Source organism: Vibrio sp. 10N.261.51.A4, assembly GCF_041471945.1.
GTDB lineage: Bacteria > Pseudomonadota > Gammaproteobacteria > Enterobacterales > Vibrionaceae > Vibrio > Vibrio crassostreae_C.
The window spans coordinates 68,055-84,144 of sequence record NZ_JBFRPJ010000047.1 but is presented as its reverse complement, the minus strand read 5'-3'; the positions used below and the strand labels follow the sequence as shown (position 1 = coordinate 84,144).

General features: G+C 43.9%; 11 protein-coding genes and 1 pseudogene. 8 read left to right on the top strand and 4 right to left on the bottom strand.

The features are described from left to right. Nucleotides 1-193: 193 nt before the first annotated feature. Nucleotides 194-889 carry a sulfite exporter TauE/SafE family protein gene (locus tag AB4384_RS11015; RefSeq protein WP_017061223.1) on the top strand — a complete coding sequence of 232 codons (696 nt, stop codon included), beginning with the start codon at nt 194-196 and terminating at the stop codon, nt 887-889. Nucleotides 890-901: 12 nt separating this feature from the next. Further along, nucleotides 902-1,654, top strand: a complete 753-nt coding sequence (locus AB4384_RS11010; RefSeq protein WP_017061222.1) for an SDR family NAD(P)-dependent oxidoreductase — start codon at nt 902-904, stop codon at nt 1,652-1,654. Nucleotides 1,655-1,805: 151 nt separating this feature from the next. Here the strand turns inward: AB4384_RS11010 and AB4384_RS11005 are convergent, their stop codons facing one another. Next, the gene (locus tag AB4384_RS11005; protein WP_372129523.1) at nt 1,806-4,238 is read right to left on the bottom strand and encodes a response regulator; all 2,433 of its coding nucleotides are present in this window, start codon (nt 4,236-4,238) and stop codon (nt 1,806-1,808) included. Nucleotides 4,239-4,326: 88 nt separating this feature from the next. Between AB4384_RS11005 and AB4384_RS11000 the strand changes: the two genes are divergently transcribed. Further along, entirely contained in the window at nt 4,327-5,085 is a 759-nt protein-coding gene (locus AB4384_RS11000; RefSeq protein WP_136974558.1) for an ABC transporter substrate-binding protein, read from the top strand. 174 nt (nt 5,086-5,259) lie between these two features. Here the strand turns inward: AB4384_RS11000 and AB4384_RS10995 are convergent, their stop codons facing one another. Together AB4384_RS10995 and AB4384_RS10990 are read right to left on the bottom strand one after the other, a co-directional pair. Beyond that, the gene (locus tag AB4384_RS10995) at nt 5,260-5,820 is read right to left on the bottom strand and encodes an NADAR family protein (RefSeq protein ID WP_372129521.1); all 561 of its coding nucleotides are present in this window, start codon (nt 5,818-5,820) and stop codon (nt 5,260-5,262) included. 189 nt (nt 5,821-6,009) lie between these two features. Beyond that, entirely contained in the window at nt 6,010-6,204 is a 195-nt protein-coding gene (locus AB4384_RS10990) for a hypothetical protein (RefSeq protein ID WP_017061218.1), read from the bottom strand. A gap of 185 nt (nt 6,205-6,389) precedes the next feature. Between AB4384_RS10990 and AB4384_RS10985 the strand changes: the two are divergent. Both AB4384_RS10985 and AB4384_RS10980 read left to right on the top strand, forming a co-directional pair. Continuing rightward, nucleotides 6,390-7,282: pseudogene (locus AB4384_RS10985) on the top strand (ABC transporter ATP-binding protein). Further along, nucleotides 7,279-7,797: a transcriptional regulator gene (locus AB4384_RS10980; protein ID WP_102320933.1), complete on the top strand. Its 519-nt coding sequence runs from the start codon at nt 7,279-7,281 to the stop codon at nt 7,795-7,797. The pseudogene AB4384_RS10985 and the gene AB4384_RS10980 overlap by 4 nt, the downstream one beginning before the upstream one ends. Before the next feature lie 391 nt (nt 7,798-8,188). Here the strand turns inward: AB4384_RS10980 and AB4384_RS10975 are convergent, their stop codons facing one another. After that, entirely contained in the window at nt 8,189-10,168 is a 1,980-nt protein-coding gene (locus tag AB4384_RS10975; protein ID WP_017061215.1) for a replication initiator protein RctB domain-containing protein, read from the bottom strand. 1,260 nt (nt 10,169-11,428) lie between these two features. On the opposite strand from AB4384_RS10975, the gene AB4384_RS10970 reads away from it, so the two are divergent. The 3 genes from AB4384_RS10970 (at nt 11,429) to AB4384_RS10960 (ending at nt 15,813) form a co-directional block, all read left to right on the top strand. Then, nucleotides 11,429-12,646, top strand: a complete 1,218-nt coding sequence (locus tag AB4384_RS10970) for a ParA family protein (protein ID WP_017061213.1) — start codon at nt 11,429-11,431, stop codon at nt 12,644-12,646. A gap of 5 nt (nt 12,647-12,651) precedes the next feature. Continuing rightward, a complete protein-coding gene (locus AB4384_RS10965; RefSeq protein ID WP_372129520.1) occupies nt 12,652-13,626 on the top strand; it encodes a ParB/RepB/Spo0J family partition protein in 975 nt (324 codons plus the stop codon). A gap of 93 nt (nt 13,627-13,719) precedes the next feature. Then, complete coding sequence (locus AB4384_RS10960) at nt 13,720-15,813, top strand: GNAT family N-acetyltransferase (RefSeq protein ID WP_372129518.1); 2,094 nt, start codon at nt 13,720-13,722, stop codon at nt 15,811-15,813. The last annotated feature ends 277 nt before the right edge of the window (nt 15,814-16,090 follow it).

The window sequence follows — 16,090 nt, the reverse complement described above, 5'->3', positions numbered from 1 at the left end:
AGTACATCAGCCCAAGTCTCATCCCCGATCCAACAAACAGCCTGACCCAATCCAATCGTCGATCTGGCTCTATTCAAAACTCTTAGGTGTGAATAGATTGAAAGGCAGACGAGACAGGTCTCATCGAACGCTAATTAACGCAGCAGCAATATCAAAAGCAAAGAGGTGAGCAAGAGTGGAATTAGGATTAGCGATGACATTGATTCTGTTTGCAGGAGTAGTTCGAGGCTATTCAGGATTTGGGTTTGCGATTATCGTAGCGCTTTCCCTCAGCTTTATTGTTCCACCATTGCAAGCGGTAACCATCGCTATCTTGTTGGACTTTTTAAGTGCCTTTCCTCTGCTCAAGCGAAGTAAAACTACCATCAATATCCGGCTTATTGCGCCGCTGTGTATTGGCATGTTGGTTGCGGTGCCTTTCTCGCTGTATTTCATTAGCACGATATCGGAATCAGGCTTGAAGGCCTTTATCGCGATGATGTCTTTGGTCGCTGGCACGCTGATTATTTTGGACTTACGCCTCACTTGGTTGCACCAACGACACGCGTTTTGGGCGGGAGCCATTTCGGGGTTTAGCATGACCACCGCTTCTTCTGGAGGTCCGCCATTAGTGACGTATTTGATGAACCTGACCATTAAAACCAGTGAACAGAGAGCCACCGCGATTGTGTTTTTTCTGCTGAGTTCAGCGATTTCACTGATCGGCTTCATATGGATTGGCGCATTTAACCAAGAATCGTTCATCACAGGTTTATGGCTATTACCGGCAGCTTTGATTGGCAATGTACTGGGGCAAAAACTGTATCTATCAGTACCGAACTTGTCTGCAAAAACAACGACCGCGCCGATTTTGATCGGCATGGCACTACTTATGTTAATTTCAAATTAGAAGGATGTATTTATGGATAAGATAGCGTTCATTACAGGGGCAACCTCTGGTTTCGGCAAAGCGGCAGCAAAACGTTTCGCAGAAGATAACTGGTCGTTAGTGCTGTCTGGTCGTCGAATCGAAAGGCTACTCGACCTAAAGGAAGAATTAACGGTGCCTGTGCATGTAATTCAACTCGACGTTCGAGACGCAGACGCCGTAAAACAAGCCATTGATTCACTACCTGCTGAATTCTCATCGATCACCGCATTGGTCAATAATGCTGGGTTAGCTTTGGCACCAGAAGGCGCGCCTGATGTGGACTTGAAAGACTGGCACACTATGATCGATACCAATGTCACAGGCTTGGTTAATGTTACTCATGCGCTGTTGCCTACGTTAATTAAAAAAGGCGCAGGAAGCTCAATCATCAATGTTGGGTCAATCGCCGGACAGTGGCCTTACCCAGGAAGCCATGTGTATGGTGCCAGCAAAGCGTTCGTAAAGCAGTTCAGTTACAACCTACGTTGTGACTTACAAGGCACAGGGGTACGAGTGACTGACCTCTCCCCTGGTATTGCAGAAACGGAATTTACTCTTGTAAGAACTAAAGGTAACCAGACGGCTTCAGACAACCTTTACCAAGGCACTACACCGTTGTCAGCAGAGGATATTGCCGAGCAGATGTTTTATATCGCAACCTTGCCAGATCACATCAACATTAACCGAGTCGAAGTGATGCCGACACGTCAAGCATGGTCTGCGTTCGCAATCGATAGAGATTAAGTTCAAACCGACACATACAAAAAAGGTGGTCTTTTCAGACCACCTTTATCATTTCTTTCACACGATACTTCAAATATAACCAACGGCATAAAAGACTATGTCTAATTCGCCTCATTACTCTTTTAATGAAAGTAAGATTAGAGATACTCAACTAAACAATGTGCTGCTCATGTTCTTTGTTTGATTCCGTCTCTTTCGACAAGAAACTCGCTACGATCTCTCTCAGTTTGCCTTGGTTAACCGGTTTAGGTAAAAACTCATCCATGCCTACATCGAAGCACAAATGCTTGTCTCGCTGCACGACGTTGGCCGTCAGCGCAATGATTGGAATATGCTTTGCAGACCCTTCTTCGAGCGCTCGGATCTGCTTGGTCGCTTCGAAGCCATCGAGAACCGGCATCTGACAATCCATAAAGATCATCTCGTATTCGTTGGCCTTGAATTTATCGACACCAATTTCACCGTTGTCGGCAATATCAACGTCAAAGCCAAGTTTCTTGAGCATCATCTTTGCGACTTGTTGATTCACTCTCGAATCTTCCACAACTAAGACTTTGCCACTAAAAGAGGCCTTAACCGCCGCAGGTTTTGACTCTGCTTGAACTGGAGCTTGTTTACCGGCTTGTGGGGCGTTTACAGAGACATTGGGATCCTCTTTAACAACCGCCGCAGGTTTGATTAGCGGCACAGGCTCATTGTCTTTAAACGCAACCTCGCCTCTGTTCGGATAAGTAAAGACTGAAGTATCAGCGGCTCTCGCGAGTACCTCACTGATCGTCCATTTAAGCTGATTATCTTGGTAAGGACGCGCAATGTAGGCAACAAAACCGACTTGTTTAGCACGAGCCTCATCTTGCTTTCTAGGGTCAGCAGAGATCATCACTAACTTGGGACACTCACCACCAAAGCGTTCAACTAAGCTTCTTGCCAGTTGAAAGCCATCAACGGACGGCATCACTTTATCTATCAGCACAAGATCATAAGGTGATGACTTAGCCACAGACTCTGAAACCAACTCTAACGCTTGGCTTGCCGTTTCACAGCACTCAGACTTAACACCAAAGGATTGAAGCTGTGTAGACGTTATACGCATGTTCAGCTGGCTATCATCCACAAGCAGAACCGAAACCTTATTGAAATCGATATTGCTTTCATCGGCTTCTAAACACGGGTCAAAGTCAGCCGTAAAAAAGAATGTGCTGCCCTTACCTTCAACACTGGTGAGTTCAAGCTTGCTGCCCATCAATGTCACGATCTTCTCGCATATTGTTAGACCAAGCCCTGTGCCTCCGTAAATACGTGTGGTACTGCCGTCGGCTTGTTGAAACTTATCGAACACCGATTTCTGTTTGTCTTCTGCAATACCGATACCGCTGTCGACAACCTCGAACTTCACTCTGAGTTTTTGTTCAGGCTCAACCACCTCTTCCAAACGAAGCGAGAGCGTGACGTGGCCGTGCTCGGTAAATTTAATTGCGTTGCCTACTAAGTTATTTAGGACTTGTCTTAGTTGAGTACCGTCGCCAATCACCATGGTTGGGATCTTAGGGTCGATCGCTAATTGGAATCGAAGCCCTTTCTGCTCCGCTTTCACTCGGAAGGTTGATTCAACGTCGGCCGCAATGCCCATCATTTTCATCGGCTCTTGCTGAAGCTCTAGTCGCCCCGCTTCGATCTTCGAGTAATCGAGAATGTCATTGATTAAGTCGAGCAAAGTAAGCGAAGAGGTATTGAGCATGTTGATATACTCTTTTTGCTCTTTCGGCATATCCATTTCAGAAAGCAAAGACGACAACCCGATAATCCCATTCATTGGAGTACGGATTTCGTGACTCATGTTGGCAAGGAATTCACTTTTATTACGGTTAGCCACCTCAGCAACGTCTTTGGCTTTTTCCAGATCTTGATATTGTTGACGAATACGTTCTACCGATCGGTTATAGCTACTCTCTAGAGTCGATATCTCATCTTTATAAGTAGAGTGAGTTGGCGTTATAAAGCGCGGTTTGTTGTCTTCGACCTGTTGCTGGTTGATTTGGGAAGACATGGTCATCAAACGTTTTACGACAAGACGATAGACGATGGTTAAACATACGAGAGACAACAAGAAGATTTTAACGGCTTCGAAGGCGAGCAACAATAACACTCGTTCTTCAAAGTCATCTAGGATCATGCTCAAGTCTGATTGCACCGTGAGCGTCGCCAACGGGAAGTCTGTGCCGCCCATCTGGTGCACCATTTCCCAAGACTGAGAATAAGATTGGCCTTCGGTCTTTTGACCTAACTCTAGAATTTTTTCATCGGGACTTTCGATAAGAAGGTAACTGACCGAAGGGAGGCGAGAGATGCCTTCGGCTTGCACAAACAATTGCTCTCGATCTTCAACCCACAAACTTGCCGTTAAACCAGAAAGGTAGCCAGCCTTGACCTGCTCGATCTGAGAGCTGATAAAAGAAACTCGACTTTGGTACTCTACATACAACCCGAGACCTGTCACTATAACTGTGAATAAGGTACTGATCGCTATTATCATCCCGATCAACTGTCGGGAGAGTCCAACGTAGCGTTTTCCTTTTGTCACCATACACAAATTACCATTATTGTTATCCTAGCAAACTACAATTACTCAACTAGTATAATAGTAGTCATTCATCAAATAACTAGGGAAGGTTATGAAAAAACATCTTATCGTTGCATCCATAGTCAGTTTGTTTTCAAGCAGTTATGCTTCTGCAAGCGAACCTCTTCACTACTACATTATTGCGAGCCAAGCGCAACCTTTTCAAATCGAAACTGACGGGTCATCTCACAGAGGAATTGTTTCAGATATTGTGGAAGCCGTTTTTGATGACAGCCAATATGAGATCAACTACCACACCTACCCTTTTAATCGAATGATCGACAAGCTCGATGCGAGAGAGAATCCAAACTGGGTTACCTATGGCAGCCCTAGTTGGGGGAATATTCAATCTGCGAACCTATCTGAAGACCCGATTTACAATGTAAAACACGTATTACTCAGCAGCGGTAAAAAGCCATTTGAGTTCAATACAATCGATGATCTCGATGGGAAAGCCGTGGTATTGCTGAAAGGATTTGAGTATCCGAACTTGGAACCTTATATCCAACAGGGCAAGCTCAACGAGATTCGAGTAAAAGATTACACTGCTGCGTTTCGTGTCCTGAACCGAGCACCTGGCGACACCGTGTTTGTGGAAATGGAATCACGAATCAAATACAACCTAAACGAGCAAAAACTGAGTATTGATGATTACCAGATGCATGAGTTTGGTTCTGTCATCAATAACTACCCTATCCATTTGGCGTTTGACCCTGAGATGGATCCTAAGCTGCAAAGCTTCATCAACCAACGCCTAGACCAAATGAAAGACGATGGACAGCTTGACGACATCGTACAGAGTTACTTATAGCACCAGCGTAACGTAGAACTTATCAACGCATAGCTTAGTCACGTACGTTAACTCTCGTTGATGCCTGACTCTCTAAAACCGAAAAGGCCGCCCTGCTTCATACTAGATAGCAGGGCGGCCTTTTAAATGCGTCTAAGGAGTAATGATAAGCATGCCGCTATCTGAATCGACGAATCAGTGCGAAGCAATTAAATGCAGTTGCTGAGTGCGAAGCTGGTGACGCACTACCATCAGAATCTTACCCAAATGGTTCTCGCCGGTTCCATCGCCACCATCGCCCCAGAAGTGGTCTTTGTGCGAATGTTCTTTGATCACCGAATCTCCGGTGTTGGTAAGAAACAGCGCAAACTGTGGATTCTGTCTGAACTTCTCCGTCACAATAAACTGCATCACTTCAACACGAATGTCATACCAATCGTCGCGAACTTGGTCTTCGTAGTCACGACTTAAAGAGAACGCTTCAGCAGGTGTACTGGCTTCCAAAATGGTATTACGTAGCGCTTCGGAGGCAAACTTCATCGCTTGATAATAATGTTCGCTGGTTGCCCAAACTTGATCACCTACCTTGATAGGACAAGCGGCAAAATTTGACAGGTATCCGTTCGGATCTTCGGGTTCGTAAAACAGCACTTCTTTAACTTGAGCCACAGAATTAGACATAGCCTTCCCCTTACCAACGACATCGCATATTTTTGCTTTAACTTTAAAATTAGTGGCGTTGAATATGACTGTCAAACAACTTGGTTCAAGAGTATGCCATGTGCATGTTTTTCATCTGAAAAGCGTAATATCACAAGGGATAGGCTAAACGGAACAGTGAGCCAAAGAATCAAGGAGTTGATTAAATCTGGATAGGGAACATGAAAAAACACTTATAAATCAAAGGGTGGCGTTGTGCCACCCTTCTAAATGCAATGGGGATTATTAGTGAATAAGACCTAGCTCCCTCGCTTCTTCCAGACTCAAACCGCTTTCTCTAATTTCTCTTAGAGTCTCGATACGACGACGAGCTTCAGCAGACTTCATTTTCTTTTCTGGTTTGAAAGATACTTCTTCTTCAGCATCCCACTTGTTTGCAATATTTGTCATTTCATCATGGTTGATAGAATTAATGGACATGTTTTCCTCCGAAAAGCACCATGTAATGGACAGGTAATCTGTAGCAAATGCTTTTTCGCTTGTTAAGAAATTCTGTACTGAAGTGTGATGATTCCGACGCTTCACAAAGCTAATTAATAAATGCCTCATTTAAACTTTGCCAAAGCCATTTTCTGCAATTATATTTAAAAGATTCCCCATAAGAAATGTGGTTTGATCCAACTCTCATTTTCCCCTCTTTCAATGCAATCAAATCCGTTAGCTTTCACATAGGCTAAGGCGAGATTTTCGGCTTAGCCGGAGAATCAGGCTGCGGGAAAAGCACCTGCGCACGATTGATGACCAAGGTTTACCCTGCGACAGAGGGAGAGATACTGTTCAAAGGCAGAGACATCTCTACGCTGAAAAGCCGTAAAGATATCTTGGATTATCGCAGCCGTGTGCAAATGGTGTTTCAAGACCCCTTTGGTTCACTTAATCCCACTCACACCATTGAGCACCATTTAACGCGCCCACTTAAGATCCATAAACAGGTAGCCACTAAACAGGCTCTCACAGAACGCCTCAAAGAGTTATTAACGCTGGTGGAGTTACCCATCGAAACGCTAGCCAAATACCCGCACGAGCTCAGTGGGGGCCAAAGACAGAGGGTTAACCTAGCCAGAGCACTGGCCGTTGGCGCTGAGGTTATTCTTGCTGACGAACCCACCTCGATGTTGGACGTTTCGATTCGACTTGGCGTGTTGAACCTGATGCAAAAAATGAAGCAAGAGTTGGGGATTGGCTTTTTGTACATAACCCACGATCTTGCCACAGCACATTACATCGCAGAAGAGACAGCGGTTATGTACAAAGGACAGATCGTCGAATGGGGATCAACCCAGTCGATCTTAACCAATCCACGACACCCGTACACTAAGTTGTTGATCTCTGCGGTACCAGATCCCGATCTGCCATTTGGCGAACTCGTCAAAAATGAGCCAAACTATTCAATAGACGCTGATCGTATTCGAGAGCAGAGCAGAGCAGTGAAATACAGCATGAAATCAAACAAGTTTCTGATAATCACTTTGTAAAACAGTGGGATAACGTTGCATGAATGAACTAGACACTTGGTTAGAGCGGATCGGAGATTGGTACAAAGACCGAAAGCATGATCAAGTGGACCGGTTAGAACCTTTGATCTTAACGCCTCCAGATGCGCTCTGGGGGCCATTGATCACGGATGAGCAGAGCAAAGGCATCGCATGTTGGCTAGACGGATGCCTGAGAATCTTTACTTTCTATCGCCACCTCGCGGATTCATCGAATCCGGACTTGGCTTCGCAGGAGGCCAACAGCTCAAGCCATCAAGATAAAGCCTACCAATACCTAATGTTTGCCTACAGTAAGCTGCAAGCGGTGTCATGTGACCCAAAATCAGAAGCAGGATTGCAAGAGTGGTGTACACAGCGGCTACAACACTTGTGTGTATTGGCTTTGGAGTTTACGAACCAACAGCAAGAACCACGTTGGAAAGCAGAGTCTGAAAAATTGATCGAGTCGCATGTACGCTTTATGGCAACCCATCCCCGAAACGATGATCAAGGAATTATTCAACGCCATCTCCACTGATCAAGCCCTTCTCGATCAAGCATCAAATCAGAATCTCACCAGAGCTAGATCCGTAGAAAGCATGATCGAGCCTTGATCATGCTTCGGCGTTTAACTCTGTAAGCTATTGAATTTTAATGATTGACTGAATTTTAGGCAAAAAAAAGCGAGTCCCTTGGGAACTCGCAAAAATCTATTCAGTATGATGTAACAAAATATGAGCCAATCTATTAATCACAAGAAAGGACAAAGGTTGTCTATTCGGGATAAATAATAATCAACTAGATGCGCTACTTTGTCATCACTTTGTCATCACTTTGTCAGCGTTAGGTGCGATTTTAATCAGCACCTAATGTGTTCAAAACTATCCATTCAGCGACGGTAAAACAGGCTTATCGCGATAGGATAATGACTAGTGGCCAATCGCCATTTCATCGAGCGCAAGGAACACGTTTTCGTCTAAATGACCTTCATGAACTTGTTTACACACTTTACGACGCACCGCTAAACCAGAGATCAAACGTTCAATGGACAGATGTCGATTGCTGGTGCTATCTCGGTCGTTATATAGCTCAATCAAGCGACTCAGTGTTTCGTATGGGATAACGTCCTCCCCTACTCTCAACCAATCAAGCTTCTCAATGAGCTCTGAGCACTCTTCTTTGATTGAGGCATGTGAGTGCCCTGTCATAGCAGATAAAGCCGTTATGCTGCGTTCTAGAGCCTCCGCAGAGGTATATTTAGAGAGAGTAATCATGATCTCGTCAGCATTGATCTCAACAGAGTGTTTACGCTGCTTAACTCGACGTCCCAATTTACCTCTTGGCGACGGTGCTTTACGCTGAATTGGCTCAAACTCACCGTCGATAATCTCAGACAGCTCTTCCAGTTTCTGCTTAGACACCATTTCGTTACGAAGTGGGTTCGGCAGCGTTGGTGCCATATTACGCTTACCCGCGTTAGTGGTACGCGCTCTTGAGTAACGTAAGACCTCTTCCACATTACATTTGATATCTACCTGATAATCGGTCGTTTTCCCTTTTTCGATCAACGCGGTGATCGTCAAGTGATAACCCCAAAGATTAACCAGGAAGGTATCTTCTTGATCCCCGACTTCACCCAGCTTTCTGAGCTCGCGGATCAGATCCATCGAGAAACGACGCCAATCGATGTTACGCGCCAATTTCTGGTTGAGCTCACTGAGCAACATGCTATCTGAATGGCGACGTGCCATGCGGCTTCTAAAGTACGAATACACTTGGAAAACCAAGGTATGTTGCTTCAGGATTTCTGGCGGAAATAGGAAGAAATAGTCACGCGTCAGCAGCTCTTCGTAGAACGAAGGTTCCCAAACCAGGATGTATAGGTTCGGTTTAATGCGAATTTCGCCGTCAGAGCCTTCTGTAGGCGCTTCTTCCGATGCGGTAATGGTTCTAGCTAAGAATCGGAAACGATCACTCTTAAAGCCTTCTGGCATGTTCTCACTAAGCCAACGGCCTGTAAGCTCGTGCAGTTGGAAATCCGTGAATTCGATACGATCAATACTGTCGCGGATAGAATCACGTGCAGGGCCGCTGTCTTTCTTGCCACGTAAAGACAAAATATCAGTGATGTAGAGTGGTGTTTTGTTTGGCGTGTGTTTCGCGTCTAGATGGTAATCATCTTGGTGATGATCATGATATTGAACGGTGAGAGTGAATAACGCGAATAGCGTCATCAGATCGTCAACGGTCATGATATTTTTAGAAGATCGTGTCTCGATCACAGCGCGAGTGCCAGAGATCGAAACCATGGATTTCTGGTAGCTCTTACGAGTTCTAGGTGGCGCTAACGCTTGATCAATAATCCCCGCCCAATTGGTTGGCGAAACAATGAATTGATCCGCTTCATCTTTCATCGTTGGTGGGGTATTCAACCCATGTTCATTCAGTAAGCGCTTGTTTACTTTGGTTTGAGCTAGGGCTTTAGAGCGCTTTTGCTTTTCATTTTGCTTCACGCTTTCTGTTACTAAGCTGGTGGCACCCAGCACCGATATCAATTGGTTTGGGTTCACAAAGCGATGCAACATGGTTTTACCAGCAAGGCCTTCTTCAAAGCGAACGGGGATTTGTTTGAACAATCCGATATTAACTGCAGCTCTCAGCCTTTGCTGTAAGGCTGCGCGAGTGACTTGACCATCGGTTGATTCAATAATCTCAGTGGTGGAAACGTACCCGTCTTTACTGCTAAACCCACGAAGTGAAATTAGGTTAAGAAGCTCAACTATGCTTTTGGTGACACCTTTGAAGTGTTGATATTGTTCTATCCATTCAACGGCTGTTTCAGATACCTCAAATAAATGACCATCTTTGTGGCTTCGTGCCTTAATTAACAATTTCTCTTCTGGTTTCATTTTTGATCCGTATCACACTAACCGTAATTTCACTATAGTTCCTGAATGATAAAGAAAGAATGATCATAAATAAAGAGAATTTATTGGCTTTTAAATAACTGATCTTTTTGATTAATATGATCTTAAATGATTAAGTGATCTAATGATCTGGACGTAACTTTGCTTATAAGTGGCTGAATTTAAAGCATTAAAATAAACCGCCTTGGAAAGCATGATCATAAAGGTTCCGAAACTATGATCATTAAACTTAAGAAAGCATGATCACAGAACATCAGAACTATGATCATTAAGTCATTGTAAGCATGATCATTATTGGTTCGAAAGCATGATCATTATACTTATACAGCTTATCCACAGATCGGAATTCAACATCGGTTTCTAAGTCGCTTTTGACTTGTCTAAGTGGACACTTGTGGTGGCCAATCTATCGGAACAATGATCAAGAGAGCATACTTTTTTATCGTTCCTACCCTATTGAGTGCAAAATTTAGTCTGTATCCGCTGGAAATGGATTGCTTTGATGTATTTAGAGCGGGTGGGTCTTAACTAGGAAGCATGATCATGAAATTGTCATGTTTGTGTATTCTTGGTCTGTGTCGATTGAATTTTCAATCATTGAGCCCTTATAGGCGTTGAATCCCCATTCCAAAAGCATTTGTCCGTAACTTAGTTCATAAATTACATGCTTCCGGAACTATGTTTACTTGATCATTTTTCCGGAGGTTGATCATTTCCAATCTGCAGTTGCTCGGATCAATATTGCTCAGTTTACGCCTTGATCATGCTTCATAATTTGGCGTTATCAATTATCTTACACTGGATGTGTTCCATGATCATTCTTCCGGTTAGGTTCCAATCCTCTGTTGTTTTTTGACACCCCATCTTCTCTTCTGTTTTGAATTTTTTGGTCATTGAGTGTTTTTTAATTTTTATTGGATTGAAAATCTATAAATTCGAATGCAAATCACACCAACCGTAATCTACGGTTGTATTTCAATCGTTCCGAAGGTTTTTCGTTGAAATTTCATTTACATTGTAAATAAGTGATGCTGTAACATTTAAAATGTAGACTAGAAATAGCATGGTTATACATGATAGAAACAGTCATTTTTGTGTTTGTCTAAGGCGATGTTTCATCAAATTGTAAAAACGCGGTCTATTTTATGTGATTTTACTCATAAATGTATGTTCATGTTTTTGTTGTGTTTGTTGTTAATCGCTGTACAATTTGTACTTAGTTAATCATTACGGAAACTGGCAATGAAAAGAGAACAAACGATTGATAAGCTCTATCAGCTAGCCGAACAAACTCAACAAGTTCAGGCTGACCGAATTGAGATTATTTTGGAAGAGCGAAGTGATGAACATTTCCCTCCAATGTCTAAAGCTATGATGGAGACTCGTTCTGGTTTAACGCGTCGTAAGCTCGATGAAGCGATCACTAAACTTGAAGCTGATGGCCATCAGTTCACAAAGAACAACGCTAATCATTACTCGATTTCATTGACAGAAGCTCACATGTTGATGGACGCGGCAGAAGTGCCGAAGTTCCATGAACGTAAGCAGCACGCTGACAATAAGCCATGGATTATCAACGTACAAAACCAGAAGGGTGGTACGGGTAAATCAATGACAGCAGTTCACTTAGCCGCTTGTTTGTCTCTGAATTTGGATAAGCGCTACCGTATCTGTCTGATTGACTTGGACCCACAGGGCTCTTTGCGTCTGTTCCTAAATCCACAAATTAGTGGGGCAGAGCACGACAGCATCTATTCTGCCGTCGATATCATGTTGGACAATGTGCCTGAAGGCCAAGATGTCGATTTAGAGTTTCTTCGTAAGAACGTACTATTGCCAACTCAGTATCCAAACCTGAAGACAATTTCTGCTTTCCCAGAAGATGCGATGTTTAACGCTGAAGCGTGGCAAAGCCTTTCACAAGATCAGTCACTTGATATTGTTCGTCTGTTAAAAGAGAAGCTTATCGACAAAATCGCCGATGACTTCGATGTGATTATGATTGATACCGGCCCGCACGTTGACCCTCTAGTATGGAATGCAATGTACGCGTCGAACGCACTTCTGATTCCATGTGCAGCTAAGCGTTTGGATTGGGCTTCAACGGTTAACTTCTTCCAGCACTTACCAACGGTTTACGAAATGTTCCCGGATGACTGGAAAGGGCTCGAATTTGTTCGTCTAATGCCAACCATGTTTGAAGACGACAACAAGAAACAGGTGTCAGTTCTGACTGAAATGAACTACCTGTTGAATGACCAAGTAATGATGGCAACCATTCCAAGAAGCCGTGCTTTTGAAACCTGTGCCGACACTTACAGCACGGTTTTCGATCTAACGGTGAGCGACTTTGAGGGCGGTAAGAAAACTCTAGCTGTTGCTCAAGACGCAGTACAAAAAAGTGCTCTAGAATTAGAGCGCGTATTACATAGCAACTGGCCTTCACTTAATCAGGGATAACAACAATGGCAATTAAAACATCTGACTTAAATGCAAAGCTATTTGGTAAAGCAAACAAACGTCGCGTAGCAACACCACAAGAAGCGCAAACAGCGGCAAAAGAACAGGCTCAAGTGATTGAGCTTTCTGTTGCTGGCGAAGATTTGGTTTCATTTGAATTGGTTCGAATTCCTGCGGCTGAAGTGGCAACTCGAACGGTTGTTTTTGAAGAGAATGCTCGTGAGCAATCTTTCTTAAACGAGCATGCGCTTTCTGATGTTCTTACAACATTGAAAGAACGTGGTCAGCAATACCCAGCAGTTGGTCGTAAGAACAAAGACGGTAAAATTGAAGTTCTTGATGGTAGCCGTCGTCGTATGTCATGTATTTTGGCTGACAAAGAGTTCCTAATCTATGTTGCTGAAAACATTAACGGCGAACACGCTAAATTCCTATCAGACGTAGCTAACGCTCATAAACCGCTTTCTCTTTATGAGAAGGGCAAAGAGATGCAAGCGAAGCTAGATAAAGGCGAAGCTGAAGACCAGAAAGCACTGGCAAAAATGTTCCAGTGCAGTGAAGCTTTGGTGAGTGGTGCATTGAAAGCAGCCGCTTTACCACTTGAATTGCTACAAGCTTACCCAAATGTGAGCGACCTTGGTCGTCCAACCATTGTTAAACTACACAAGCAGTTTGGTGGATTGACGAGTGAACAGCAGCAAACACTGCTGACTAAGTGTGATGCTTCTGAAGGTTTTGTATGGCAGCGTAGCGAAGCTCAAGGCGTAACTCGTCTAACCAAAGACGTGACAGAAACTTTGGAAGGTTGGATTCTTGAATTGGCGCCAGCGCCAGCGAAGAAAGCTTCTCCAAAAGTTGAGCTTATTAAGGGCCGCGCATCATACAGCCGCAAGGGTTCAAACTTGGCGTTGAACCTTAAGAAAGTTGATGATGCAACAATGGAAGAAATCCTCGCCTTCATTCAATCGAAGCTCGACTAAGTCGACGACTTTTCATTACTCCTCTAAAGCCGCTTAATGCGGCTTTTTATTTGGCTGTGATAAACTGTGTTTAGATGAATCTGGACGCTAACTATGACAAACCCAACCAACACTTTTCTACATACACTTTCTAATATTGCTCAACATAACGATCACCGTTACGGCGTGGTCTTTGATGGCGATTTTGATTGGCAAAACTCTGCTGTTTTTTCTTTCCTTCAAGACTCACACAGTCCGAGCATCTTCCAGATTGGCGGTACGCCATTTGAAGGTGTGATTCATGCTCCAGTAAAAAAAGGCCAACAACTGCTTGGTCGTGAGTGTCAGGTTCTTGTTTGTGATTTTAGAGAGCAGTTCGATGCGAATGGTTTTAGTGCCGCGTTGGGTTCGTTAGTTGGTGGTGGGCTGTTGTTGGTGTTGCCGCCAAAAGTTAATGCCTCTGAAGATAGTGAAAACTTTGGTCAACGTTGGTTAAAACGTCATTTCGATAAACTGATGTCTGTTTCACAACACAATGAAGCCTGCGATGTAGTTCAAGAAACTCACGTTCTTCCTCAGATGCAAAGCGCCCAAAACGGATTGGATAAATTTGAACAGCAAAACACGGCTGTTGAATTAGTCAAAAAAGTGGTGTCTGGACACCGTAAACGTCCTTTGATTCTCACTGCGGATAGAGGGCGTGGTAAAAGTTCGACATTGGGTATTGCCGCTGCGCAGCTGTTAGTTGAGCGTCACGGGTTTAATATTGTTGTTACCGCACCTTCAGTGAAAGCGGTAGAGCCGGTATTTTCCCATGCTAGCCAAGGGTTGGAATCTTGCGAAGTGGTAAACGCTACTCACATTCGCCATCAAGGGGGAAGTTTGAGATTCGTCGCGCCAGATGAATTACTTAAATCCAAGCCCGATTGTGACCTTCTATTTGTTGACGAAGCAGCTGCAATTCCAATTCCGATGCTTAAATCCATGGTCGACATCTATCACCGTATGGTCTTTTCAACCACGGTACATGGTTACGAAGGCAGTGGGCGAGGGTTCGGTATTAAGTTTGAGTCTTGGCTTTCTGAGCATCGTCCGGGGTGGAAAGGCTTTAAGCTCGAACAACCGATTCGTTGGAATAACAAAGATCCGCTAGAGGATTGGTTGTTTGATTGCTTTCTACTTGGCAATGACGCATCAGTCACTGAATCGGCGGTTGATGAACTCGATGGCTTTTCTGCTGACGCAATCAACCAATTAAACTTGGGCGAGTTATCAAAATCAGAATGCTTGGCTAATCCTGAGCAGCTACAACAATGTTTTTCTCTTCTCGTGGATGCGCACTATCAGACCTCGCCAAATGACTTAATGCAATTTCTCAACAATCCAGCAATCCGTTTATACGCCGCTTGGCAGCAAGATAAATGTTTAGGTTGTATGTTAGTGACGGAAGAGGGTGGTTTGGACAGCGAGTTGATTGCTCAAGTTCAACTTGGAAAACGCAGGCCTCAAGGTCACCTTGCCCCTGTATTACTGGCAAACCAATTTGGCTGTACTCAGGCGGCGACCAGTCGGTGCCTTCGAGTTATGCGCATTGCTGTTTCAGCACGTCATCAAGGTTTGGGTATTGGCCGTTGGATGTTGGCTCAGTTATCACAGCAAACCAGCCAAGCAGATTATCTGGCGACAAGCTTTGGCGCGACCAGCGAATTGATATCTTTTTGGCGTGGTAGTGAATTTGAAGCTGTGCACATCGGCCACCAGCGAGATCAGGCCAGTGGCTGTCACTCGGTTCTGATGGTTAAGGCGCTTAACTCAAACTCTCAAGGCTGGATAAACCAAGTTCAAAATCACTTCGAGCGTAGCTACTGTTTTCTTGTTTCAGGTTCTTTGGTTTCACTTGAAACCGATATGGTGCGAGCACTGCTGCCAAAGAGTGTTCACACCGTTAGTGAGTTTGAAACTCAGTTAGTTAGAAATTACGTGAACGGTGGCAACAGTTATGATGCGATCAGCTTCAGCGTACTGAACTTGATTCTACTCAGTAACGATCGAAACATAGGTATTTCTGACTTACTCATCGCAAAGGTTGTTCAGCAGAAAGAGTGGGGGACTTGTGTTGAACAGTTTAATCTTGTTGGTCGTAAACAAGCAGAGATTCAGTTTCGTAAAGATGTCGATGCTCTGTTAGCAAATTTACAGTGTAAATAGGCTAGCCATCATTTAAATAGACTGACCGCAACAAATTAGATTTACAGTGTAAATTAGAATATTGGATTTACACTGTAAACTGAAGCTCCATATTGAAACCCGTTTTTACCCTGATTATCTGTTACATCATTTCTGTTTCATCTCTCCATGACAGCAGATCATAAAATGTGTAAGTCTTATTTATGAGTCATGTTTGCAGAATCGAAAGTAAGTGATGTGACGCTGATTATTCTAATAATGTGATACTCAGCGCAGAATGAATTATATAGACTGAATA